Here is a 26,550-nt window from a genome sequence, read left to right as displayed (position 1 = left end):
CATAAAAGGAAAAATTAGATCCATCCAATTTTAACTTTCTATTAATTTTTCTCCTTTCCTAATTGCCTAATGGTATTTAAAGTTTAAGAAATTAAATTAATGATTTAAATAATAAATGTATTAAATAATTTACTCCCCAGCTGCCTTTATTCCTAAAACTTCAAGTTCTTTCTCATTTAATCCAACTCCTCTTAACCTATCTCTATTTCCTCTTAAACTTTCAATTGAATTGATTCCAGCAGCTCCTAAGAGTTCTTTAATCTCATGAGTCCATGCTTTTATTAAGTTTGCTACTCTTCTTGCTCCAACCTCTGGATCTAATCTTTTAACCAACTCTGGCCTCTGTGTTGCTATACCCCAAGCACATAATCCAGTATAACATCTTCCACAGACCCTACAACCAAGAGCAACCATCGCAGCAGTTCCAATATAGACAGCATCAGCTCCCAATGCAATTGCCTTAAATACATCTGCTGAACATCTAATTCCTCCACTTGCTATAACACTAATTTCATTTCTTAAACCTTCTTCTCTCAATCTTTGATCTACTGCTGCAATAGCCATCTCTATTGGAATTCCAACATGGTCTCTGAATACTTTTGGAGCTGCTCCTGTTCCTCCTTTATATCCATCAATAACAACTGCATCAGCATCACTTGTTGCTATTCCAACGGCAATGGCTGGAGCGTTATGCACTGCTGCAATTTTAACAAAGACAGGTTTTTTCCATCTTGTTGCTTCCTTTAAACTTCTAACCAATTGAGCCAGATCTTCAATTGAGTAAATATCATGATGAGGAGCTGGAGATATAGCATCAGTTCCCTCAGGGATCATTCTTGTTGCTGAAATCTCTGCGGTAACCTTCTCTCCTGGTAAGTGTCCTCCAATTCCCGGCTTAGCTCCCTGCCCTATTTTAATCTCTATTGCAGAACCTTTCATTAAGTATTCTTCATTAACTCCAAACCTTCCACTTGCAACTTGGGTAATTATGTGATCTGCATAAGGGTAGAGAGGTTTTGGTAATCCTCCCTCTCCAGTTCCCATGAATGTCCCACATTCTTTAACTGCCTTAGCAAATGATAAGTGAGCGTTTAAAGATAAAGCACCATAGGACATATGGGCAATCATTATTGGCGTGTCTAACTTTAAGTTTGGTGCTATTTTTGTTTTTAACTTGGCTTTTTTAATCTTTTTACCATCGATTTCTTCTTCAACAAAATCAAATTCCAACTGTTTTGGTTTTTTACCAATATAGGTTCTTAATTCCATTGGCTCTCTTAGAGGATCGATGGATGGATTTGTAACTTGGCAGGCATCTAAAACAATCTTATCAAAATAGATTGGATGTTCTTTGGCATTACCCATTCCACTCAATAAAATACAGCCGGTTTTTGCTTGGTTGTATATATCAACCCTTGCATCTACATCCCATAATGGATGAGATCTCCAAGATATTGCATTTTCTTTAATTGTTATCGCATCCCTTGGACACATTACAACACATCTGTGGCAGGCACCGCATCTGTTCGAATAACTTATAATTCGTTCCCCATCTCTTCTATGAACTCCCCAAGAACACTCTATTGTGCATCTTTCACATAGCATACATCTGTTTGGATCTACCTCAACCCTATACTTAGGTGGCACGTAGCTGGGAATCATGTTTTCACTTCCATATATTTTTATTTTTAAGCATTTATTTTTATTAAGTTAAAGTAGGTTAATTAATTTCATATTTTTTGTTATTTTTATTTTTCTAAATGTCTATGTTCTGTTTTCTTATTTTTTCTTTTTATTTATTTTTTAGAGGGAATAACTCAACTTTTTGTTAATTGGAATTGAATTAGATATCTCATTTAGTTTATTGATTTTCTATTATTGGAATTTTAACAATTTGGTATTATCAAGTATCAACCATTTATTTGAATTGTCCAATTTATATTCGTTTTCATTTAGTTTTTGCTTTCTATTTTTACTTCATTTCCATGGTCTTGCTATAACTGGCATTCCAGCATCAGGCATCCAGACCCTATCTAAGTCGGGACAAATTCTTCTTATAGCTGATTCTTCACTTGAAATAAATATCATATCGTCCTTTTCAGCTGCAATTAATGGTCTTAACTTAATTCTATCTGTTAAACCGAACATTGTTGTATCTTTCTCAATATCTCCGTTCATAAATATTAATCCGTGTGGTGTTCCTACTGCTATCGCGAAAGGTCCATTTAGCATAGCTCCTCCATAAGCCAGTCGTATCGCTGTGTGCAATTCTTTCTCTTCCTCTGACATCTTATCAATTTCATCCCAAAATCTTGGGGCTAATGCAGATAATGCATATTCAACTGGAACTCTATGTTTTCTCATTAATAAGTCCAATATATAAGCAACAACTTCGGTATCTGTTAGTAATCTACACTTATAACCAAACATTTCAACAAATCTTTTGTTTGTTCCATAGCTTGTTATCTCTCCGTTATGAACAACACTCCAATTTAATAAGTTGAATGGGTGAGCTCCTCCCCACCACGCTCTTGTGTTTGTGGGGTATCTTGCATGGGCTAACCACATATAGCCCTCATATTTATCTATCTTGTAAAATTCAGCAACCTCATTCGGCCATCCAACTGCTTTAAAGACACCTAAATCCTTACCACTTGAAATAACGAAAGCTCCGTCTATTTTGTCATTGATCTCCATAACTATATCTACAACAACATCTTCTTCCCTATCAGCAAATTTTTCATCAACTTCATAAAAGTATCTCCAAGGTATGTGAATCTTTTCTATTATTCCGTCTTCTGTTGGTATCTCTTCATCTTTAACAATTGTTCCATATTGCTCTAAGACATTTTCAACTTCTACCTTTATCTTTTCAAATTTTGGTGTATTGTCAATTAAAATATGGAAAGCGTAGCAATCCTTATACTTTGTTGGATATATCCCATAACCTACATAACCAGAACCTTTTCCGTTTCCTCTCTCTTTTAAGCTATCTAATGCTAATGCTATCTTGTCTCCTTTTATCATTCTTTTTTTTCTACTCATAAAACCGATAATACCACACATGAAAGACCCTCCTTAGGTAATGTAAAAGAGATAGTTTTTGGGTTTTCTTAATATTGGTTGAAGTTATATTTAAATAATTATGGTTTCTTCTGTCTAATTAAAACTTTTTAAATTGGTCGCTTTAATATACAAATTTATTGATTAAATGAATATAATACTAAATTTGTGATGTAATATAATAATAGTTATTCAAAACTAATCAATGTAAAAACAAATAACAAAAGGTTTTCATTTATTGTTGTAGGTTTATCAAAAACATAATATAATATATACTTGATGTCAAAACTAATGAATAATACATTACCTATATAAGAAAGAGGGGATCTTTATCGGTGTTGATGCTAAAAACAAAAAAAGCATATGTTGGATTAAAAATTATATAGATATATTACAATGCCCTTACTGTGGAGGAGACCTTCTCTTAGAAGATAAAACAAATAAAGCAATTATATGTAAAAAATGTAAGCGATCCTATGAGATAGTGGATGGAATTCCGATACTTCTAAGATATTGAGGGAGATCATGAGGTTGTTTTTAGCAATAGATATTCCAAGTGAAATAAAAGAAGAAATACATAAATTTCAGAGACAATTCAAAATAAAAGGAATAAAACTTGTAGAGAAAGAAAATTTGCATATAACTGTAAAATTTTTAGGTGAAGTTGACGAAAAAACTTTTAGAAAAATCTTAGATATGGATCTAAGTATTCCTCCTTTAAAAATAAAATTAAAAAATCTTGGAGTTTTTCCAAATCCAAATTATATTCGTGTTATATGGATTGGAGTCGAAAACAGTGATCTTGTTAAAATTTTTAAAGATATTGATGAGAAATTAGCAATATTGGGTTTTAAAAGAGAGAAGGATTATATTCCTCATCTAACTATTGGTAGGGTTAAATATATAGAAAATAAGGGTTTATTGAAAGATAGAGTTGAAAAATGGAAAGATATTGATTTTGGAGAGTTCGAGGTGTCAAAGATAAAGTTGTATGAATCAACGTTAACACCAAGTGGGCCGATTTATAAAGTAATAAAGGAGTGGTGATATGAACAAAAACCAGCAAAAGATACATTATATTATAAATTTATTGACAGAGGGGGATCGGAAAAAATGGGTAAAACAACAGGTTTTGTTTGCTTTAATTTATTATTTCATCAAGTTAAACGTATTTAGAGAGTATGACTATGCACCAACACCATTCGTTTGGGAGGATGAGATAAAGTTTATAAATATTTCCTATGAGGCAGTTAACGACTTAAATGAGTTGTTAGATAATAACTACTTACATGAAATCCTACTTTCAGTTAGAGGTCTTAATGATTTTATAGTTGGATACTCAATTGGTAAATCCATACCTTACAACTTTGATGAGGAAGATAAATTAATTATTGACAAAACGCTGTTAGAGGATGGGAAGTTAAAGGAGATTGAAATAGTGAAAGATGGAATCGTAATAAAATCAAGGGATGAAGAGTTAAAAATAGAGATCACCAAGATAGATAAAATTCCCTACAAATCAAAAAGTTATATAATGAAGGTATCACTATGGGATTCAAATATTTAAAGATAAAAAGACCGAAGGTTATTTTAACGGAGTGGATTCCATTCGGAAAAAACCACATGACAGAATTTATAGACAGAATTACTTTAAAAGAATATCAAAGAAAGAGAATAAAATACTTCACTGCCTCTGAAAGTAAAGACATTAAAAATTTAGCTATTTTTGAGGCATCTAACTACCAAACTACTGTAAATATTATCGAGTTTATCCCTGAAACGTCAGTTAAATTTACTGCTGAGATTATAGGAGAAAGAAAAAAGGATGTGTTTATGTATGTGGACTATCTTGGAAGATGTATCTATGCATCCGAAATAACAAAAGCAGGAGATGAGGAAGAGATAATAAGTTTAGACAACCTTTCATTTGTTATACCAGATCTTATTCTCGACTCTTCAAGGATCATGTGTCATCTAATCTCATCTCCCCAAAGATACCTACTTGAAACCCTGTATGGAAAAATAAAAGTGTATAAGCATGTTACTGTATTAACTGAAACGATCGTGGAGATCAACGAAAATTCTTTATTGGAAATAAGCCAGGTTATAGGATCGGTTAAAAACATCCTCGAAGTTGAGGGTGGATTAATAATTTTTGGGGACTTTGGAATTTTTATTTCACACAAAAATCCAGAAAAGTTCGAAAGATTTGTTTATTACTACCCATTTATAAGAAGCATAACCGGGGTTTCCCGAGATTTATTTTTTAAATTAAACACCATCGCTTCAAAATTGGAAATTATAAGTAATAATATTGCCTCAGGTATTGATTTAGAAGATATAACTAATATTAGAGGAGATTTAAGTAAAATAGATAGAGATTTAGCAGTTATTGAAATTGTATGTGGATATTTAAAAGAGATCATTGAGTTTTTAAACTCCTCATATCCACCGAGCTATGGGGACTTTGATCTTATGATACTGGAAAAGATCGATGTAGAACGAAAACTAAAACGTCTTATTTATAGAATTGCAGAGATAGAGACCATTTTAAAAAGTAATGACAGCTTAGCAACAAGTTTAACTCGACTATTGACAACAATATCCGAAGATTTAGAAAGAAAGATAGCAAATCAACTCGCAGAGAATACAAAGTATCAAGTAGCCCTCGGAGAGGCAATGGAGGTCTTGGAAATAGTAATTTTTGGTGTTTACGCATTAGAGGCAATTCATATCCTATTATCAACATCCGAAAAAGAAGAAATATTAAAACACTTTGAAATTCTTGGATTTCCATTAAACTTTTGGATAATTTTATTAACAACACTTTTTGGTATCTATCTTGGTAAAGTTATAATAGAACGTAGAAAAAAGAAGGTCTTAAAAGAATAATCCATATACCTATTCTACAATTGCATTTGATTATTTATACCCAAAAAATGATCTACCAATCATCTTCATCAAAGATGCGATCTTCAAAATCATCATCTGTTTCTTCCTCAAAACTCTCTCCCCACAACTTTACAATGTCAAGATCCTCTCCTCCATACCTTCCATCAAATCTATCAACTTTAACAATAGCAGGAACTTTAATACAAGGGCCTAAAATTATCGCTTCTCCAATATTCAAACTTGTTAATTGTTTAATTAAATCTTCGCTTAAATTCTCCGAAGCCATTTGGACATGCTTCTGATCTGTTGGCTCAATGAGTTTAGAGATTATTAGATTAGAACATTGAGATAATGTTTCAGCATCGAGCGTTTTTGGCCTTTGGGAGACCAAACACAACCCAACCCCAAATTTTCTTCCCTCTCTTGCTATTCTACTCAAATAATATTTTGCCCTTGTTTTTCTATGTTGAGGAGCGATCAAATGTGCCTCTTCGAAGATCATAAACACTGGCTTAGCAAAGTTTCGTCCCTTGTTTATGATGATTTTTTTTCTATCGTCTAAAACTGCCTTTGCAATGTAAGAAACTACAATATCAACAGCATTCTCATCTAACTCCTCCATTGGTATGATATTTATGCAATGTTCTCTTATGTCGTTTATTGGGTTGTAGTGGAGGGTTATTATATTTTTTCTAAATTGTAGCATATCCTCCAATCTAAATATTGCGGTTTGTATACTACTCTCATCTTTCTTATAATTGTCATACAACTTATACTCCTCCAATTTCGAGATTATTGCATTTATATAATCATTTACAGTGCTAAAATCACTCTCTCTATGATTTTCTTTGATTTCTTTAATGGCTTTTCTTATATATGGCCTTTGTTTTGTTGCCTGAGCATCTACTCCTGCAAGATCGCATAGATCTTCATCTCCAATTTTATAAATGTTTATTTTCGGTTCAATAATGTGTTTTCTCAAATCTTCACTCTCACAGTAAATATCTCTATACTCCCCATGCATGTCAAAAACTAAGACCGTTGCTTTAAGTTTATTTAATTCCCTTAGTAAAACAGCTACTGTGTTTGATTTTCCCATTCCTGTCATTGCCAATATAGCCAAATGTCTTGAACATAGTTTATTTGCATCTAATTTTACATCTACATCGTTTCTTGTAACTAAATGGCCAATTTTCAAGTGTCCTTTACCAAAAACCTCTTTTAAAAGATCATTTTCAGCCAAATATATTGGTATTCCTGGTTTTGGAGGAACTCTTGGAAGTTTAAGCGCCTTTTCTTCATTTAGGTCTTTTACATCTCCTAAAACTTTTATTTTCCCAAGTATATAGTATGATGAGTTATCTTCAAACTTTCTTATTTTTTCTAAATGATCTATGTTTAATATATCTTCTAATGCAAGATTTCCTTGAATTGTGCTTTCCACCATACCAAGTAATTCAGATCCGTCATATTTTATTTTTACATAGTCGCCAACTTTTGGGGCCTCTCTCGCCAAAAATGTCAGTTCATCTATCCTTGTCTCTCCTATTGTGTATCCAATAACCTTATCCATACAATTCACCATTATCAGACATTATTCCTCTTCTTCAATGATTACTCCTCCTTTCGTTCTTGGAGCTATCTCTTTTATTATTTTTTCAATATCCTCACAACTATCTGCTATTATTTTTACAAATATTCCTCCATGCGTATCAATATCAAAATTAACTGCTCCAACATATGCAGCTTGCTTATTTAAATAAAATTTAGTAGACATTTCAGACATCCCATTTTCCAATACGTTTCTTGCAGCATCGAGTATTGCTTGACTTCTAAGTAGCTTTTTAAAGTTATCAATGTCTGTTGAGTATCCCTCCCATCGATCTTCTTCGAACTTTAACTTTGAAGTTGGGAATATATTCAATATTGCTTTCTTTACCTTGTTTTTATCTTCAGTAGGTTTAACTTTTGATTTTATAACTACTTTCATACCCTTTCACCTGTTTATTATTTTTTTATTTTCAATTTCTCTTTTATTTAATTTCTTTTCGTTTTTATAGCTTAACTTCTCCCTTAGTGCTTGTAATTCCTTTCCTCTCATCGATCTTTGTAGCAAGATCCAAAGCCACTCCAAACGCTTTAAATAGTGCCTCTACTTTATGATGCTCGTTCTTTCCTTTAACTTCGTAATGTATGTTTAACATTCCATAACTTGCTACTGATTCAAAAAAGTGATTTATATTCTCAGTTGATAAATTCCCGACAACTTCTCTCTCTGGCTTATAATCCCCTACACAATAACTCCTTCCTCCCAAATCGATTGCAACAGTAGCTCTTGCGTCATCCATTGGAATTATTGCCCATCCAAATCTAAAAATATTTTTCTTCTCTAACTGATTTAAAGCTAAACCTAAACATATTCCCACATCTTCAACTGTGTGGTGATCGTCTACCTCCAAATCTCCTCTCGCTTTAATTATCAAATCAAAACACCCATGTTTTGCAAAAGATGCCAATAAATGGTCAAAAAATGGTATCCCAGTATCTATTTTATACTTCCCAGTTCCATCAATGTTTATCTTTAAATAAATATTTGTTTCTCTTGTCTCCCTCATTACTTCAAAAATTCTCATAACAATCCCTCCACAATACTTCAACGTATTTAACATTAATATTATTATCTATTAAAACCATAATGCCACCTCCACAATATTGATCCCCACACATGTATGATACTATATAATGCATGATATTTTATCTTGTTGTTTGTTTTTATTTTTTTGATTTTTGAGTTTTTAGTTTAGATTTTTGTTTTTTATTTGTTTTTTAGTTGGTTTCTGAGGGTTGGTTTGTTTTATTGTTTCTTATATTTAGATGTGTTTGATTATAGGGATTTTTTAGAGTTTTTAGTTATTTGTAGTTGTTTTTAGAAATCCATGGTTGATTAAGTGCGTTTTTTGTTTTTATTTTATTTAAGGGTAGAAATTTTATAGTGTAGAAAAATATAAATATTAGTAAAAATATTATAATGAAATAAGGAAAATTACCCTATTAAAATCAGCACGGATCGTGATGGAAACACCTTTAAACTCTGAATATATTATCCTTCTAAAGATATAAAATTAAAATCAGCACGGGTCGTGATAAAAAAAGGATATTAAAATCAATTTTTTAGATGTTGATCAACTCTAAAAGAGAGAACTTAACTGGCATTTGTATATCAAAACTTTTATATTATTAATCTACATTTGGTAAAATAGGAATTATGATCTAATGAAAATCAATATTGAGAATTTTTTGGTTGCTTTTATTTTTGTTGGTAGGGGGCATTATTATAAGTTTTGCTTTATTAAACTGTCGATCTTTTCAGAAATTTTATCTAATTCTTCTTCTGTTAGTGGATTTGGAATAATTCTATTTTTATTTTTATAAATTGCATTTGCGAGTTTCCTAAAATTCTCTGCAACTTCACTATCGGGAGCGTATTCAATAACGGTCTTTTTATAGATCTCTGCTCTTGTGATAAGATCGCTCATTGGTATTTTTCCAATAACTTTGGTTCCGATTTTTTCAGCAAAATTCTCAACGATCTCAGGGGCATCTATAACACTTCTTCCATTGTAAATAATTCCTCCTAATGCTATTTTTCCTCTATTCGCATATCTTCTTATTCCTTTGCATATATTATTAGCCGCGTATATTGCCATTGGATCGCATGTTGTTACAATATAAACATCATCGGCTAAGTGTTTCTGTAAGGGCATTGCAAATCCTCCGCATACAACATCTCCCAAAATATCATAAATCACAACATCTGGATTTATTATTTCAAATGCATCTAATTTATTTAATATATCTACTGCGGTAATAACTCCCCTTCCAGCACACCCGACTCCTGGCTCAGGTCCTCCACTTTCAACACAATAAACGCCTCCAAAGCCCTGAAAGATAATATCCTCTAATGTTATATTTTCTGCTCCTTTTTTTCTAAAAACATCTAAAACCGTTGGAATTTTTTTCCCAACTAAATTTCTTGTTGTATCTGCCTTGGGATCACAACCAATAACCAAGACCTTCTTTTTATCTTCTGCCAACGCTGCTGCTATATTACTCACAGTTGTGGATTTTCCAATACCTCCTTTCCCATAAATACAAAATTTTCTCATAGTTTTTCACCAAATTAAATATTTTTATTGTTCTGATGGAATACACTTTAATTATATAATATCTTTTGAAGCATAAATGTTTTTAATATTTTTTAATTAAACTTTTCTCTTTTTTCTATAAATTTTTTTCCATAACAGGCACATATGTAATGATAATATACAATTTTAACAGAAAATACGTGGATTTTTATTATATTAAAATTACTTTTAAAGTCAACCATGTAGATTATAGGACAACGAGATTAATTTATAATATAGATATTTTTAAATCTTATAATTATCGTTCATTTTCGGATTTGTATTTTAGAAAACAGAAAAATATAAAAATAGGTTAACTTAGATAAATAATATTGTATATCTCCAATAAACAAATAAAAGTAGTTTAGAATATTAAAGTAAAAGGGTGGTTGGCATATGAAAAGACTTTTTAATTTAATCTAACGAATATGATAGTTAATCTTACTTGGTGGGATAAATGAAAAAACTGTCGTGTGTACTAGTATTACTCTGCCTGTTTGTAATTTTATCAATGTGTACTAATCCTTCTGTAAAACTCCAAATCTACTCTAATTGCAATAATTTATCATTTATTTCCAATCTGGATATATATAAAGATAATTCACCTATTGAAAGTACTCAATATATTGGACACTTTAATTTCGACAATAAAACTGCTCATATTATACTCAACAGAAGATTTTATTTAAACAATCATAAACTAGTGGGAAACTGGTTTAGTGCAGAAATCTATGTTGTAAATAACAATCTAAAAAAACTAATTATAACACCCCCTCATAGTCAATACAACTTAACCGATAATATATCGGAAAAAATATTTAACATTAAGAAAAATGAGTTTTATTCATTTATTTGGGAAAGAAATCCATACAATTTAACAATATTTGCAATTGAAAACGGGAAATTGACAAAAGTAGGTAATAATACCTACAAAATAGAAATCCCAAGCAATATCTCAAGAATTTTAGTAGAAAACGGATTTGGTATGAAAAAAACTAAATCAAAAGCAGATAAAGTTGAAGGGATTTTATACACATACAAAAATAGCATTAAAATGGTAGAATTTACCTCAAAATATCAAAATATCACATATAAATTTAAATTAGAGGTGATTCGATGAAAAAGGTTATTTCTATCCTATTAATATTATTGACAACAATTTCATTATTTAGTTATTCTTTTGGAGAAGTGACAAAATACCGAACTGGTGGGTGTATATACATACCTTTTAAAGACGTCCAAAAAATTCATCCAAATCTATACAAAAAAGTAGACAACAAAACATTAATAGAATTATTAGCTAAATCTCCAAATCCAAAATTATTAAAAGCTACTACAACTCTTCCTACTTGTGTAATAAATACTCAATATTTACCACCTGTAGGTAATCAAGGACTGCAGGGTTCTTGCAATGCATGGGCATCTACATACTATGTTTGGACATACATGGTTAATTGGTTCAACAACAATCCAAATCCTTCAGCTTATGATGAAATATTCAGCCCTGCATTTGTCTATAATCATATAAATGATGGTTCTGATAGTGGAAGTTATCTTGAAGATGCACAGTATCTAATAGCAACAATGGGGGCTTGTCATTGGACTACAATGCCTTATAATTACAGTGATTATTCATCTTGGGGTTCTACAGGCGCATACTTAGAAGCTATGAAATATAGGAGCATTGGATACGGCCCTATATATGTCATAGATTTAAGTAGTGATGAGGGGCTAAGTCAACTAAAACAGTTATTGGCAGATGGATATGTTGTTGAAACTGGAATTAATGTATATTCCAACTTTGAATATTTTAATTCAACAAATGATACATATGCAGTAAATCAAAGTCATGGTTCCTATTTAGGAGGACATGCAGTAACAATAATTGGTTATAACGACTCTCTTCCAACTCCTGATGGTTATGGAGCATTTAGGTTAGTGAATTCTTGGGGAACTTGGTGGGGAGATAAGGGATATTTCTGGATGACATACAATGCAACGAAAAATCTTTCAATTTGTCAAGGATATGCATTCGTATTTGTTCCAAAACAACAACCATATAAACCTGAGCTAATCGCATTGGTAAAGATTAACCATAGTAGAAGAGGAGATATTATAAAAGGAAAGTTAAACGAATATGGGGATATAGAAGAACCAGGAGGAATTGAATTAGGCGTAGGAAATCCAGCTTCACCACTATGGAATCAGAGATTTTTAGATTTTATAATAGGATACTACTCAGATGATAACTATCAAGCACATCCATTCCCAGATGGATATATGGCATTTGATTTAACAGATTCTTTGACAAATGTTTCACAAGCCATTAGTTCGCAAAATATAACAATATACATAAAATTGGAAGATAAAATTATCAACAACATTACTGGAAAACTTGAAGGATTTAAAATTTTAATAAATGCAACTAATTACACAGAAGAAATCAATGCTTCTGGACTTCCTAAAGATATTCCAGAAGGTTCATATCTAATTGTAAATGTGTCAGTTCCTGTAGTTGATTATGGAAAATTAACACCAAAAAATAATGCAACATTGTCCCAAAATTGGACAATAATCGATGTAGAAAGTTTAATAAACATTAGTAATGCAGTCCTTGAATTGAATGGTATTAACCATACTATGAATAAAATTAGCCCAACATATTTCATTTATAATATCACAGGAAATGGAAACTATACATATAGGGTTTATATCAACTACTCTAATGGGAATATAGTAGCTTTACCTTTAAGGACAGTCGTTTTGGATACAATTCCACCAACGATAAGTATAATACAGCCGCTAAATAACAGTAACTGTGGAAAATTCATCGAAGTTAAGGCAGACGTTACAGATAATATGGGAGTAGATAAAGTAATCGCAGAGCTAATAAGCTCTGGAAGTGTTGTGAATACAACCACGTTGCAAGGAAACCAATCCAACGGAGTATATTTTGGAGAACTATCAGCTCCAAAAGATGGATTGTATAATATAACAATTATAGCAAACGATACATCAGGAAATAAAAACAACAATACTGTATATAATATATCTGTGGATACAATTCCACCAACGATAAGTATAAATTATCCTCAAAACGTCACGTATGATCACAACATAACCTTGATAAATGTAACAGTAACAGACAATACTGCTGTGAATACAGTCATTGCTGACGTGGATGGAATTAATCATACCATGACATTACAAAACGGTTATTACATTACAAACGTAAACATCGGTGATGGACATCACACTATAACAATTATAGCAAACGATACTTCTGGAAACGTGGCCAATAAATCAATATCGTTCACAGTGGATACAATTCCACCAACGATAAGTATAATACAGCCGCTAAATAACAGTAACTGTGGAAAATTCATCGAAGTTAAGGCAGACGTTACAGATAATATGGGAGTAGATAAAGTAATCGCAGAGCTAATAAGCTCTGGAAGTGTTGTGAATACAACCACGTTGCAAGGAAACCAATCCAACGGAGTATATTTTGGAGAACTATCAGCTCCAAAAGATGGATTGTATAATATAACAATTATAGCAAACGATACATCAGGAAATAAAAACAACAATACTGTATATAATATATCTGTGGATACAATTCCACCAACGATAAGTATAAATTATCCTCAAAACGTCACGTATGATCACAACATAACCTTGATAAATGTAACAGTAACAGACAATACTGCTGTGAATACAGTCATTGCTGACGTGGATGGAATTAATCATACCATGACATTACAAAACGGTTATTACATTACAAACGTAAACATCGGTGATGGACATCACACTATAACAATTATAGCAAACGATACTTCTGGAAACGTGGCCAATAAATCAATATCGTTCACAGTGGATACAATTCCACCAACGATAACCTCATCTTTCACTACACTGACAACAAACACCATAGTGAAAACTAAAAACATGCCTCAGTATTCTTCTTCTCCATCAACATCTAATGATCTAATAATAAATACTGTGATAACTTCAGGACATTCTCATAACTATTTAGGGGTTAATAAAGATATTAAATCCTTAGAAATCAGTAGAATAACTTATATTTCAAAACTAATAGTTGGTTCAGAAGTAGATGCTGATTTATCGGCTAAGGAGTTAAAGGATACTTATGATTTAATCAACAAACCGTTAGAGATAACTGATGATACCATATTAGTTGGAGGTCCAGTGGCTAATCCGTTAACTAAGAAGTATATGGATAAATTCCCAGTTAGGATAACCAATGACTACCCAGGTAAGAATAGGGGAGTTATTGAGGCAATTACTTTGAGGGTTAAAGTTGATGAAAATATCTATAGGGATGTAACGGTAGTTCTCTTGGCAGGTTCTGATAGATGGGGAACTAAGGCAGCGGTAGAATACTTCAAACAATTAGACGACATTCCAAAAGAACCAATATTCGTAGAATGGAAAGATGGGAAAGCAGTAAAAATAGAAAAGCCATAACTTCCCTTATTCTTTTTATTTTGATGAAACAGAAAGTTGTTTTCTGGCAATGAAAACCTTTTAGGTTTTTATATAACTTTTTCTAAAATTTTATGGGAAATCAATAAAAATAGAAAAAATATTAAATATTTCTTTTAAAAATATATACCTTTTTTAATAGAATTTTCATACAAAATATCTTTATTAATCTTTACTGTGGTTATAAATATAATTCATAACAACTTTTAGGCACATGAAAGTTTTATTTTGTTAATTTTGTCAAAGTTATGTTAAGAGTTTAGATTGTAAGGGATAGGAGATGATAGAATGAAGTTTTCTATTATTTTGGGGACGAGGCCTGAGATTATAAAACTTTCTCCTATAATTAGGGTTTTGGAAAGGATTAATATAGATTGGCATATTATTCATACTAATCAGCATTATTCTGAGAATATGGATAGGGTATTTTTTGAAGAGTTGGATTTGCCAAAAGCAAGATATAATTTGAATATTGGTTCTGGTAGTCATGGAGAGCAGACGGGAAAGATGTTAATAGGGATAGAGAAAGTTCTTTTAAAAGAAAAGCCAGATGTTGTGATCGTTCAAGGGGATACAAATACTGTTTTAGCTGGGGCTTTAACTGCTTCTAAATTAAAAATCGATGTTGCTCATGTTGAAGCTGGTTTAAGGAGTTTTGATAGGAACATGCCAGAGGAGATAAATAGGATTTTAACTGATCATATAAGCAGTTATCTATTTGCTCCGACGGAAATGGCTAAAAATAATTTGTTAGATGAAGGTATTGGAGAGAGTAAGATTTTTGTCGTTGGAAATACTATTGTTGATGCCACTTTGCAAAATTTAAAGATTGCTGAAAAAAACGAAAAAGTTAAAGATTTTTTTAATGATATTGTTGATGGAGCTTATTTTTTACTAACTCTACATAGGGCTGAAAATGTTGATGATAAGAAAAGATTAAAGAATATCATTGATGGATTGTCTATAATATCTGAAATTTACGATAAAGAAATAATATTTCCAATCCATCCGAGAACTAAGAAAAGATTGGAAGAGTTTAATTTGTTTGATAAACTAAAAAGCAACAAAAAAATAAAAATCATTGATCCAGTTGGTTATTTGGAGTTTTTAATGTTAGAAAAAAATGCAAAATTAATCTTAACAGACAGTGGAGGAGTTCAGGAAGAAGCATGCATTTTAAAAATTCCATGCATAACTTTGAGAGATAATACAGAAAGACCAGAAACAGTTAAAGTAGGGGCTAATATATTAGTCGGAGATAACAAGGAAAAACTAATTAAAGCAGTTAAAACAATGCTCAATAAAAAGAGAAATTGGAAAAACCCATTCGGAGATGGAAAAAGTGGAGAAAAAATTGTGAATATACTTCTTGAAGAAATGAAAATATAAGTATATGAATGTAGATATATTATTAGATCAATTTTAAGTTAAATCGATAAGTATATATTTATTTTATTGCCATAATTATCTATAATGGATCTCAATAATTTATCATAATTTATAATCATTAGTGTTTTTGATAAGGGGATTTTTATGGAACTGACAGTTGTGCAAAGAGAAATTCTACAAGAGTTAATAAATCTTTATCGGGAGAAAAATAGACCAATAAAAGGAACAGAAATAGCTCTACGGCTAAATAGGAATCCAGGAACAATTCGAAATCAAATGCAGGCATTAAGAGCTCTCGACTTAGTTGATGGAGTTCCAGGACCTAAAGGAGGGTATGTTCCAACAAGTAAGGCATATAGAGCATTGGGATTAGGAGATGAAGGAGAAATAATTGTTCCAATATACAAAGATGGAAAAAAGGTTGAGGGAGTTAAAGTTGTGAAAATAGAGTTTGATACCGTCTCACATGAAAAATGTTGTTCTTCAAAGATACATATAGAGGGAGATACAAAACACTTTAACATTGGAGACATTATCAGAGTGGGGCCAACGTATCACAATAAAATTATAATAAATGGAAGAATCGTTGGAAGGGATGATATTCATAGAATTTTATTAATAGATGTCCTTGGGGTCTCAAGCATTCCAAATATAAGAGTTGGAGATGTTGGAATTAAAGAGGTCTGGACAATAAGTCCCAACTGCACTTTAAAAGAAACTGCAAAATTGTTTGCTGAGAAATACATCAGCGGAGCTCCTGTTGTAGATAGAGGAAAGTTAGTTGGAGTAATTAGTTTACATGATATTGCTGAAAACATTGAAAATGTAGATAAAAAAGTTAAAGAAGTTATGAGAAAAAATGTCTTAACAATTCACAAAAACGAGAAAATACATGATGCTTTAAAAATTATGAATAAAAATAATGTTGGAAGATTGGTTATTGTAGATGATGACGAGAAAATTGTTGGAATTATCACAAGAACGGATATTTTAAAAATCATTAGTGGAAAATTCCCTGAAAACTTTAAAATATAAGGAGGAGGTATGAATATCAATAGAAAGGAATTTGTCGTTGTTTAGAAAAATATATATTTGATGTTTTAGAATTTTGTAGTAGGAGATTAAAGTTTTTACATTTTGAATATTCGAATTTATTCCTTTTTAATGTAATTTCAATTTAAATTTTCATTTTTAAACAAATATCGCTTATTGAGAGGGATATTATGGTTAAAATTGTAGATACTACTTTTAGAGATGCTCAACAATCGTTGATCGCTACAAGAATGAGAACCGAGGATATGCTACCAATAGCGGAGAAGATGGATGAGGTTGGCTTTTATTCTATGGAGGTCTGGGGAGGAGCTACTTTTGACGCGTGTATAAGATACCTGAACGAGGATCCATGGGAGAGATTGAGGGCTTTAAAAAAGAGGATCCAAAAAACCCCATTGCAGATGCTTTTAAGAGGGCAGAACTTAGTTGGTTATAGACACTATCCTGATGATATAGTTGAAAAGTTTGTTATAAAAGCCCATGAAAATGGAATAGATATTTTTAGAATTTTTGATGCTTTAAACGATGTAAGAAACATGGAAACGGCAATAAAAACAGCTAAAAAAGTAGGAGCTGAGGTTCAAGGGGCTATAAGTTATACAATAAGCCCAGTTCATACGATAGATCAATACGTAGAGTTGGCAAAAAAATTGGAAGAGATGGGGTGCGATTCTCTCTGTATAAAGGATATGGCAGGACTTTTAACTCCATATGAAGGATACGAATTAGTTAAACGACTAAAAGAAGAAATTTCAATACCGATAGACGTTCATAGCCACTGCACAAGTGGTTTAGCCCCAATGACTTATCTAAAAGTTATCGAAGCGGGGGCAGATATTGTCGACTGTGCAATATCTCCATTCGCAATGGGAACATCCCAACCACCAACAGAAAGTATTGTTGTAGCTTTAAAGGGAACAAAATACGATACCGGCTTGGATTTAAAACTCTTAAATGAGATCAGGGATTACTTTATGAAAGTTAGAGAGAAGTATAAGATGTTAATCTCTCCAATATCGCAAATTGTCGATGCGAGAGTACTGATCTATCAAGTTCCAGGAGGAATGTTATCTAACTTGGTTTCACAACTTAAAGAGCAGGGAGCACTTGATAGATTAGAGGACGTTTTAAAAGAAATTCCAAGAGTAAGAAAGGATTTGGGGTATCCTCCATTAGTTACTCCAACCTCTCAGATTGTTGGAACTCAGGCAGTTTTGAATGTTTTAACTGAAGAGAGATACAAGATTATCACAAACGAAGTAGTTAATTATGTAAAGGGCTTTTATGGAAAGCCACCAGCTCCAATTAATCCAGAGTTATTGAAGAGAGTTTTAGATGAAGGAGAGAAGCCAATTACTTGCAGACCTGCTGATTTATTACCTCCAGAATGGGAGAAAGTTAAAAAAGAAGCAGAAGAGAAAGGAATTGTTAAGAAGGAAGAAGATATATTAACCTATGCCTTATATCCACAGATAGCTGTTAAATTCCTAAGAGGAGAGTTAAAGGCAGAGCCAATTCCAAAAGAAAAAGATATTGGAAAGATCTTAGAGATTCCAACTGAATATATTGTAGAGGTTGATGGAGAGAAGTTTGAAGTTAAGATAGAACCAAAGATTGGAACAGAGTTGAAGAGAAAGAAAGAGATCATAACTGCGGAGATGGAGGGGGCTATAACCTCACCATTTAGAGGAATGGTAACAAAAATTAAAGTTAAAGAAGGAGATAAAGTCAAGAAGGGAGATGTTATTGTTGTATTAGAGGCAATGAAGATGGAGCATCCAATAGAAAGCCCAGTTGAGGGAACTGTAGAGAAGATCTTAATCGACGAAGGAGATGCCGTGAATGTTGGAGATGTGATTATGATAATTAAATAAAACGAATTCAATCTCTTTTTTAAGATATTTTTTAGTATTTGGGGGAAATTATGGAGAAAAAATGGATATGCCCGAAATGTGGAAATGCAGATGCTTTTGAAAGAGAAGTATCCATGACTGGAGGAATATTTTCAAGAATTTTTAATATCCAATATAACCGTTTTATAGCAATAACATGTAAAAAATGCGGATATACAGAATTTTATGACAAAAAAGTTCTAAAAGGAAAAAATACCTTAGCAGATATTTTAGATATTATATTTGGAAGGTGAAAAACAATGTTCAACAAGGTCTTAATTGCAAATAGAGGGGAAATAGCAATTAGAATTATAAGAGCGTGTTGGGAATTGGGGATTAAAACAGTCGCTGTTTACTCTGAAGCAGATAAAAGATCCCTACACGCTACCTTAGCAGATGAAGCATACTGCATTGGAGAAGCCCCAGCAATAAAGAGTTATCTAAACATTGATGCAATATTAAATGTTGCTGAGAAGGCAAAAGTTGATGCCATCCATCCGGGTTATGGGTTCTTAGCTGAAAATGCAAAATTTGCGAGGGCAGTTAAAAAGGCAGGTTTTGAGTTTATTGGGCCAAATCCTGAAGCAATAGAAGCAATGGGAAGCAAAATAAATGCTAAAAAAATCATGAAAAAAGCAGGAGTTCCTTTAATTCCAGGAAGTGATGGGGCTATTGAAGATATTGATGAAGCGATAGAGATTGCTGAACAGATTGGCTTTCCCGTGGTTGTTAAGGCCTCAGCTGGCGGTGGCGGAATGGGAATGAGCGTTGCTTACAGCAAAGAAGAATTAAGGGAAGTTATAGAGTCAGCAAGAAATATCGCAAAGAGTGCTTTTGGAGATCCAACGGTATTTATTGAAAAATACTTAGAAAATCCGAGACATATTGAAATCCAATTATTGGGAGATAAGCATGGAAATATCATCCACTTGGGAGATAGAGAATGCTCAATACAGAGGAGACATCAGAAGTTAATTGAGGAAGCCCCATCTCCAATAATGACAGAAGAGTTAAGAGAGAGAATGGGAAAAGCAGCAATAAAGGCAGGAAAGGCAATAAATTATGACAGTGCAGGAACTGTTGAGTTTTTGTATGAAAACGGCAACTTTTACTTCTTAGAGATGAATACAAGAATTCAAGTTGAACATACAGTTACAGAGCAAATTACTGGAATTGATTTAGTTAAGGCGATGATTAAAATAGCTGCTGGAGAAGAATTAACTCTAAAACAGGAGGATGTTGAGATAAGAGGACATGCTATTGAGTGTAGAATTAACGCAGAAGATCCATTAAACGATTTTGTTCCATCTCCCGGAAAGATAAAGCTTTACAGATCTCCGGGAGGTCCGGGGGTTAGGATAGACAGTAGTGTTTATGGAGGGGCAGAGATTCCACCTTATTATGATTCGATGGTAGCTAAGTTAATTACCTATGGAAACAGTAGGGAGGAGGCAATAGCGAGAATGAGGAGAGCTTTGAGGGAGTATGTTATTATTGGAGTTAAAACGAATATCCCTTTTCACAGGGCTGTTTTGGAAGAAGAGGATTTCTTAAAAGGAAATATATCAACGCATTATGTTGAGAAAAAGATGCCAAAATTAAAGGATAGAATGATAACCTATGCATTAGAGTCGAGAGATTTATATAGTGTAGTTTCAGAGAAGGTATTTGAGAAGAATAAAAAAATAGCTGCTACTGTTGGGGGTTTATCAATGTATATATCTCAAATTATGAAGGAGAATGAAATAAATAACAAGGAGTGGTAATTCAAAAAAAGGATAATATTTATATAACATAAGGAAGTAGTTTATTAAAAACCATTTTTGAACAACTTAAAACATACCTTAAAAAATAATTAAAAGGCAATTTGGTTTATATATGAAAGAAAAGAAAAGGTGATATTAATGCCAGGAACAAAACAGGTTAACGTTGGTTCATTAAAAGTTGGACAGTATGTTATGATTGATGGAATTCCTTGTGAAATTGTAGATATTAGCGTCTCAAAGCCAGGAAAACACGGTGGAGCTAAGGCAAGAGTTGTAGGAATTGGAATATTTGATAAGGTTAAAAAAGAGTTTGTTGCACCAACATCAAGCAAGGTAGAGGTGCCAATAATTGATAGAAGAAAAGGACAGGTCTTAGCTATAATGGGAGATATGGTTCAAATTATGGACTTGCAAACATATGAAACATTAGAATTACCAATTCCAGAAGGTTTGGAAGGTTTAGAGCCAGGAGGAGAAGTAGAATATATGGAGGCAGTTGGTCAATATAAGATAACAAGAGTTATTGGTGGAAAATAAAAACGATAAAGCAAATATTACAAAAAATAAATATTTATGAGTAATATTTTGTGGGATGATTATATCTCAAAAGTCCCATTTACGGTTCTAACTACAACAACATTTTTAATATATTCTTTTGCAATTTTTCCTAATTTTTTTAACTCATTTTCTTTTGGCATTGGTAGTTTTTTGAATTCATCATCGTAAGCATCTTTTGGTTCAAATTGTTGAATAGCATATAGATCACAATTTTTAACTGTTTTTGCAATTTCTTTAATATCTTCTTCATCCATAACCCTAGGAACAAATGTTGTTCTGCATTCAACAAAGATATCATGACTTTTACAAATATCAATTATATTTAATATTTTATTTTTTATCTCTTCTCCACTTTCTTTACACTTTACAAACTCCCTATATCTATCAAATCTACACTTGACATCAACAGCCACATAATCAACAAGATCGTTTTTAACCAACTCTTCAATAACCTCAGGATGTGTTCCATTGGTGTCTATTTTTACAGGAAGATTATTTTTTTTAGCATATCTTGCTATCTCTATTACTGCATCTTTTTGCAATGTTGGCTCTCCTCCGCTGATAACGATCGCATCTGCAAACAAAAAGTCAATATCTTTAAAAAGTTCCTCTATTGTCATTTCTTTTTTGTGTTGTAAGATGTGTTTTAGGTTATGACAGTAGGGGCACTTCATATTACATCCATGTAAAAATATAACAGCAGAGGCCTTTTTTGGAAAGTCAATTGTTGAAAGATCAACGATTCCTGAGATAACTACTTTCACGATCTCACCTTCTATGTTTAAGAGACAAAAATACTTTTTTACCTAAATTGAGGTTAAAAAATAATTAAAAAATAAATTAAACTGGCAAAATTAAAATCCATGTTAATCAAAATCAAATATAAACGTCTCAATTTTTATATAAAGGGGTATATGATGTATATATAGTTTTGTAGTTTTGTTTCTATCATTGGATTATATTGATAAAAATTAAAAATTGATAACTAAGACAAATAAAAGCAAAGCGATTAAAAAGCGAAATATGTAATAAAAAATAAAATAAATAAAAAAGATTATTTAATCAATTTTAATCTTTTTTAGGAGTATCATCTTCACTACATCTGCACAGAGTCCTTCAAGTATTGCAAAGACCCAGAGGAATAGTGCTAAGCCCCAACCAATTGGAGACATTAAAATCCCTTCTGCTGCCACGATCGTTCCGATTATATTGGTTCCCATAATTCCCCAGAACAATAGTTTGTGAGGATATGGGGGCTTCCACATCCAATCTTTAATTCTTGTTATAAATATTGTAACGTGTCCTGCCAGTATTAACTTTAAGAATACGAAGGTTTGTAGTTGTGATAATGAGAGATGTAGGACTTTGTCTGCAATATAGAATACAATAAACGAACCAGCAACTCCGACAAAGCCGATTATTGTGGAGATCAGTAATACTTCTTTCATCTTCCATTTTGCAGGATGTTTTGTTTCAACAACGTTATCGTAGGCAATTGCTAATATTGGTATATCATTCAATATCGCTAAAAGCACGATCATCAATGCAGTTATTGGATAGATTCCGAGTAATAATATACAAAGTTCAATGAAAAACAAGATTCTTATGGTTTCTGCAATCCTATATATTATATAACTTTCCATTCTTTGAAAGATCCTTCTCGCTTCCTGAATTGCATCTACTATAACAGATATTCCTGGAGAGAGTAGGATTATATCAGCAGCAGCTCTTGCAGCATCCGTTGCGTTTGAAACAGCAATACCACAGTCAGCTTTTTTGAGAGCAGGAGCATCATTAACTCCATCTCCTGTCATAGCAACAAGGTGTCCTTTGTTTTGCAAGGCATCAACGATCTTATACTTATGTTCAGGGAAAACTTCTGCAAATCCATCTGCCTCTTCAATAATATCATCGAATTTCTCTTCTTTAATTTCTCCTCTTTTTAGTTTTTCGAGTAATTCTCTTATTGAAATTATTTTATCTCCAATTCCCAACATTCTTGCAATGTTTTTGGCTATTGCAATATGGTCTCCTGTAACCATCTTTATTATAACACCAAGTTCTTTTATCTTTTTAACTGCAAGCGGAGCATCCTCTCTTGGAGGATCGTATAGAGGAATTATCCCAACAAAGTGCCATTTCCCATTTTTATAGACCGCAACTCCTAACGCTCTATATCCACTTTCAGCGAGTTTATCAACAATATCCTCAACCTCTTTTCTTAATTTCTCATCTGCTTCACACAGATCGAGGATAACTTGCGGAGCTCCTTTTGAAACTTTAAATTCTTCATCGTTTGTTATTGTAGCTTCTGTTCTCTTAATCACTGGATCGAATGGAATAAATTTTTTAACTTTATATTTTTTTAACCTTTCAATAAGCCCCAATTTTTTTGCTTCATTTAAGATTGCCATATCTATTGCGTCGGCGTCTTCTTCTCTTGAAGCAAGAGAAGCATAGAGAATAACATCCTCTTTTGTGAATCCGTTCATTGGAATTATATCTCCACAGACAAGTTGATTTTTGGTTAGTGTTCCTGTTTTATCTGAACAGAGAATATCCACGCCAGCAAGTTCTTCGATAGCAACTAATTTTTTAACTATTGCATCTTTTTTTGCTAAATTTAAGGCACCTATTGCCATAGTTATTGATAAAACAGCTGGCATTGCAGCAGGGATTGCAGAAACAGCTAAAACAAGTGCAAATTGGGCTGTTTCAATAAGATCCTTTCCTCTGTAGAGCTCAACTGCCACCATAATTCCTATTAATATAATTGCTAATATCATCAAATAGTTTCCTATTTTAACGATCATCTTTTGATAGGAACTAACTCTCTTTGCTTTTTCAACTAATTTAACGGTTTTTCCAAAGTAGGTATTTAAACCTGTGGCTTTCACTACTCCTGTCATCTCTCCCTTTTTAACGATAGATCCTGAATATGCAATGTCTCCAACTTTTTTTTCCACTGGAAGGGATTCTCCTGTTAAGGCAGATTCATCCACCACTAAATAATCTCCTTCAACCAATATTATATCTGCAGGAACTATATCTCCTATCCTTATTCTAACTACATCACCAGGAACAAGTTCTTTTGCTGGGATAACTTGCCATTTTCCATCTCTTAAAACCCGTGCGTTTAATGCCATCTTTTGTTTTAAATATTCAATTACATTTTCAGCTTTGTGTTCTTCCCAAAATCCGATTATTCCATTAACAATTAGTAAAATCATAATTATGGTAAAGTCAATCCAGTGTTTGATGATTGCTGATAAAATAGCTGCTATTTCTATCATCCAAGCAATAGGATTCCAAAAATAAGATAAAAACTTTATTAACGGATGAACTTTTTTTTCTGGAATTTCGTTATATCCATACTTCTCTAATCTTCTTTTTGCTTCCTCAGAGGATAATCCAGTTTTTAATGAAGTTTTAAGTTCTTCTTCGATTTCTTCAATATCCATAGTCCCCCTCTGTTTTTTCTTTTAACAACACAACCCAATATAACAGATTGAATCATAGATCGCAGATTCTAATAACATTAAAAAATTATTTTCCTTCAAAAAATTTATAAAAAATAATTTACCGCTTGCTAAAATAATCCTCAAAATATTTTAAAATATCTTTTTCAGTAATGATACCAACTACCCTGTTATTTTCATCTATAACAGGCAATGCTCCAATATCATTATCGATCATCGTTTTAGCAATGTCTTTTAATTTATTCCCCTCCTTTGCTGTTATAACATCCTTCTTCATTATCTCTTCCATCCTAACATTTGTTATTTCCCTAACATTTCCAGTTTTTAAATGATTAAATGCCCAATCACTACCTAAGAGTTTTATAAAGTCAGTTGATGTTATAATTCCTACCAATCTCTCCTCACTAACTACTGGCAATCTTCTAAATCCATTTCTCACCATCGTTCTCGCAACATCCTTTAATCTCTCTCCCGGTGTTGCCACGATAACATCTCTCGTAATGTAATCGTCAATGACTGCATTTTCGTCTATTTTGTCTATTAGTGATCTTATAATATCTCTCTCAGTTATTAAAGAGATTAACTGATTTTCATCATTAACTATTGGAACTCCCCCAACGTTCTTATTTAGAAATGTCTCAATTGCATCATCTATCTCCGAATTTTCTTTTAAAGTTATTACATTTTCTTCCATTATCTCTCTAACTGGCTCGTTTATTGCCGATAACAAGTTTCTTCCATGCTTCTCTCTTATTAAGTTATATTTTGATCCCCCACCCATAAAATCCACTATATCCATACTTGTAATTATTCCAACCACTTTATTATTTCCTGCATTAACAACAGGCAATCTTCGGTATCTATTCTCATTCATAGTTTTAAGAGCGTTTCTTATTGTTGTGGTTGGATATACCGTTATTATTTTTTTATTTTCTGCTATTTTTATCACTTTCACGAGCATCCCTCACGGAATTTTTGAGGTTATTCCAAGCGATCGATAAATTATCCCTTATCGGTTTATTTCTAAATTTTATAAATTTCATTTATTTTTATATCTTTATATCATTTTATTATTTCCTTTATATTATTTTTTTATTTCATTTCGATTTATTTGGAAAATTTTAACAACATACAATAAATAATATAACCATCAACATATAAAATAATTATCGTGATTGTGGTTGATATGAAGGATGTGGAAACAATTATAAAGGGAATAATTAAAGATATGAATCCAAGATTTAAGAGAAAAACATTAAAAGAACTTATAGATGAAGAAAAGCCACATGTAATTATAAATGGGAAGAGACATCGAATAAAGCGAAGAGAGTTGGAGTTTTTAAAAGAGATTGCTAACGAAAATCTAAAAATTCCCATAGTGTTAGAAGTAGACACATCAATAGGAGGAGCGATAAAAGTTAGTGGAGTTGAAGAGGTTAAAGTAATATCTAAAATTTTAGAAAAAGAAATAGATCCGTTTTCTGAGAGGGATATTCTCTACATCTACAAGCCAGAGTTAAGAATAGTAAGAAAAGAACTGCCAACTACAACTCAACTGATCTTTAAACTATCTCTACGCGATTAAAAAGTGATAAACATGAAGAGTAAGAAGTATTATGGAAGAGATCCAATAAAAAAACTAATGAACGACCCAGAAAAAAGAGAAAAACTTTTTAAATTTTTATTTTTTTTGAATATATGGGTTTGGTTTATGATATTTTTAGGAGCAGTTATCTTTATTATAATAATGGTAAGACATTTTTTATAA

23 protein-coding genes are annotated in these 26,550 nt (G+C 32.1%); 14 read left to right on the top strand and 9 right to left on the bottom strand.

The genetic code is table 11. From position 1 onward, the window contains the following. Positions 1–129: 129 nt before the first annotated feature. Both METVU_RS04360 and METVU_RS04355 read right to left on the bottom strand, forming a co-directional pair. Positions 130–1,662 carry a glutamate synthase-related protein gene (locus tag METVU_RS04360; RefSeq protein WP_015732971.1) on the bottom strand — a complete coding sequence of 511 codons (1,533 nt, stop codon included), beginning with the start codon at positions 1,660–1,662 and terminating at the stop codon, positions 130–132. A gap of 315 nt (positions 1,663–1,977) precedes the next feature. Beyond that, positions 1,978–3,066 carry a class II glutamine amidotransferase gene (locus METVU_RS04355; RefSeq protein WP_015732970.1) on the bottom strand — a complete coding sequence of 363 codons (1,089 nt, stop codon included), beginning with the start codon at positions 3,064–3,066 and terminating at the stop codon, positions 1,978–1,980. A gap of 292 nt (positions 3,067–3,358) precedes the next feature. Between METVU_RS04355 and METVU_RS08980 the strand changes: the two genes are divergently transcribed. The 4 genes from METVU_RS08980 to METVU_RS04340 are packed head-to-tail and all read left to right on the top strand — an operon-like array spanning position 3,359 to position 5,955. Next, a complete protein-coding gene (locus METVU_RS08980) occupies positions 3,359–3,580 on the top strand; it encodes a Trm112 family protein (RefSeq protein WP_342626810.1) in 222 nt (73 codons plus the stop codon). Between the two features lie 8 nt (positions 3,581–3,588). After that, positions 3,589–4,110 (top strand): RNA 2',3'-cyclic phosphodiesterase, encoded by a 522-nt coding sequence (gene thpR, locus METVU_RS04350; protein ID WP_015732968.1) that lies wholly within the window; start codon positions 3,589–3,591, stop codon positions 4,108–4,110. 1 nt (position 4,111) lies between these two features. Next, the gene (locus METVU_RS04345) at positions 4,112–4,630 is read left to right on the top strand and encodes a hypothetical protein (RefSeq protein ID WP_015732967.1); all 519 of its coding nucleotides are present in this window, start codon (positions 4,112–4,114) and stop codon (positions 4,628–4,630) included. Then, on the top strand, positions 4,612–5,955 hold the full coding sequence (locus METVU_RS04340) for a hypothetical protein (RefSeq protein ID WP_015732966.1): 1,344 nt from the start codon (positions 4,612–4,614) through the stop codon (positions 5,953–5,955). The genes METVU_RS04345 and METVU_RS04340 overlap by 19 nt, the downstream gene beginning before the upstream one ends. Before the next feature lie 52 nt (positions 5,956–6,007). On the opposite strand, the gene METVU_RS04335 is transcribed toward METVU_RS04340, so the two are convergent. The 4 genes from METVU_RS04335 to nifH form a co-directional block, all read right to left on the bottom strand. Then, positions 6,008–7,528, bottom strand: a complete 1,521-nt coding sequence (locus METVU_RS04335; RefSeq protein WP_048196798.1) for a helicase HerA-like domain-containing protein — start codon at positions 7,526–7,528, stop codon at positions 6,008–6,010. A gap of 21 nt (positions 7,529–7,549) precedes the next feature. After that, complete coding sequence (locus tag METVU_RS04330) at positions 7,550–7,945, bottom strand: RNA-binding domain-containing protein (protein ID WP_015732964.1); 396 nt, start codon at positions 7,943–7,945, stop codon at positions 7,550–7,552. A 64-nt stretch (positions 7,946–8,009) separates the two neighbouring features. Continuing rightward, complete coding sequence (gene hisB, locus METVU_RS04325; protein ID WP_015732963.1) at positions 8,010–8,588, bottom strand: imidazoleglycerol-phosphate dehydratase HisB; 579 nt, start codon at positions 8,586–8,588, stop codon at positions 8,010–8,012. Between the two features lie 699 nt (positions 8,589–9,287). Then, positions 9,288–10,121: a nitrogenase iron protein gene (gene nifH, locus METVU_RS04320; protein WP_015732962.1), complete on the bottom strand. Its 834-nt coding sequence runs from the start codon at positions 10,119–10,121 to the stop codon at positions 9,288–9,290. Positions 10,122–10,596: 475 nt separating this feature from the next. Between nifH and METVU_RS04315 the strand changes: the two genes are divergently transcribed. The 8 genes from METVU_RS04315 to eif5A all read left to right on the top strand — a co-directional run bounded on the left by METVU_RS04315 (position 10,597) and on the right by eif5A (position 21,282). Further along, positions 10,597–11,259, top strand: coding sequence for a hypothetical protein (locus tag METVU_RS04315; protein ID WP_015732960.1), 663 nt, complete (start codon positions 10,597–10,599; stop codon positions 11,257–11,259). Beyond that, on the top strand, positions 11,256–14,627 hold the full coding sequence (locus METVU_RS08815; protein WP_015732959.1) for a C1 family peptidase: 3,372 nt from the start codon (positions 11,256–11,258) through the stop codon (positions 14,625–14,627). The genes METVU_RS04315 and METVU_RS08815 overlap by 4 nt, the downstream gene beginning before the upstream one ends. A gap of 306 nt (positions 14,628–14,933) precedes the next feature. After that, a complete protein-coding gene (gene wecB / locus METVU_RS04305; protein ID WP_015732958.1) occupies positions 14,934–16,034 on the top strand; it encodes a non-hydrolyzing UDP-N-acetylglucosamine 2-epimerase in 1,101 nt (366 codons plus the stop codon). A 144-nt stretch (positions 16,035–16,178) separates the two neighbouring features. Continuing rightward, positions 16,179–17,069 carry a CBS domain-containing protein gene (locus METVU_RS04300; protein ID WP_015732957.1) on the top strand — a complete coding sequence of 297 codons (891 nt, stop codon included), beginning with the start codon at positions 16,179–16,181 and terminating at the stop codon, positions 17,067–17,069. Positions 17,070–17,257: 188 nt separating this feature from the next. Further along, on the top strand, positions 17,258–18,961 hold the full coding sequence (oadA, locus tag METVU_RS04295) for a sodium-extruding oxaloacetate decarboxylase subunit alpha (RefSeq protein ID WP_015732956.1): 1,704 nt from the start codon (positions 17,258–17,260) through the stop codon (positions 18,959–18,961). A gap of 50 nt (positions 18,962–19,011) precedes the next feature. Next, the gene (locus METVU_RS04290; protein WP_015732955.1) at positions 19,012–19,233 is read left to right on the top strand and encodes a zinc ribbon domain-containing protein; all 222 of its coding nucleotides are present in this window, start codon (positions 19,012–19,014) and stop codon (positions 19,231–19,233) included. A 6-nt stretch (positions 19,234–19,239) separates the two neighbouring features. After that, positions 19,240–20,745 (top strand): acetyl-CoA carboxylase biotin carboxylase subunit, encoded by a 1,506-nt coding sequence (locus tag METVU_RS04285; RefSeq protein ID WP_015732954.1) that lies wholly within the window; start codon positions 19,240–19,242, stop codon positions 20,743–20,745. A 138-nt stretch (positions 20,746–20,883) separates the two neighbouring features. Beyond that, on the top strand, positions 20,884–21,282 hold the full coding sequence (gene eif5A, locus METVU_RS04280; protein WP_015732953.1) for a translation initiation factor IF-5A: 399 nt from the start codon (positions 20,884–20,886) through the stop codon (positions 21,280–21,282). 59 nt (positions 21,283–21,341) lie between these two features. Here the strand turns inward: eif5A and METVU_RS04275 are convergent, their stop codons facing one another. From METVU_RS04275 to METVU_RS04265, 3 genes are all read right to left on the bottom strand, one after another. After that, positions 21,342–22,067, bottom strand: a complete 726-nt coding sequence (locus tag METVU_RS04275; protein WP_015732952.1) for an anaerobic ribonucleoside-triphosphate reductase activating protein — start codon at positions 22,065–22,067, stop codon at positions 21,342–21,344. 294 nt (positions 22,068–22,361) lie between these two features. Then, positions 22,362–24,764 carry a plasma-membrane proton-efflux P-type ATPase gene (locus METVU_RS04270; protein ID WP_015732951.1) on the bottom strand — a complete coding sequence of 801 codons (2,403 nt, stop codon included), beginning with the start codon at positions 24,762–24,764 and terminating at the stop codon, positions 22,362–22,364. A 118-nt stretch (positions 24,765–24,882) separates the two neighbouring features. Further along, on the bottom strand, positions 24,883–25,737 hold the full coding sequence (locus METVU_RS04265) for a CBS domain-containing protein (RefSeq protein WP_015732950.1): 855 nt from the start codon (positions 25,735–25,737) through the stop codon (positions 24,883–24,885). 231 nt (positions 25,738–25,968) lie between these two features. Here METVU_RS04265 and METVU_RS04260 point away from each other — a divergent pair, with 231 nt between their 5' ends. Both METVU_RS04260 and METVU_RS09075 read left to right on the top strand, forming a co-directional pair. Next, positions 25,969–26,367, top strand: coding sequence for a DUF61 family protein (locus METVU_RS04260; protein WP_015732949.1), 399 nt, complete (start codon positions 25,969–25,971; stop codon positions 26,365–26,367). Between the two features lie 12 nt (positions 26,368–26,379). Then, positions 26,380–26,550, top strand: a complete 171-nt coding sequence (locus tag METVU_RS09075; RefSeq protein WP_015732948.1) for a hypothetical protein — start codon at positions 26,380–26,382, stop codon at positions 26,548–26,550.

It is taken from the genome of Methanocaldococcus vulcanius M7, from assembly GCF_000024625.1.
In the GTDB taxonomy this organism is placed as follows: domain Archaea; phylum AGJL01; class Methanococci; order Methanococcales; family Methanocaldococcaceae; genus Methanocaldococcus; species Methanocaldococcus vulcanius.
This window is presented reverse-complemented; position numbering and strand designations above follow the sequence as displayed.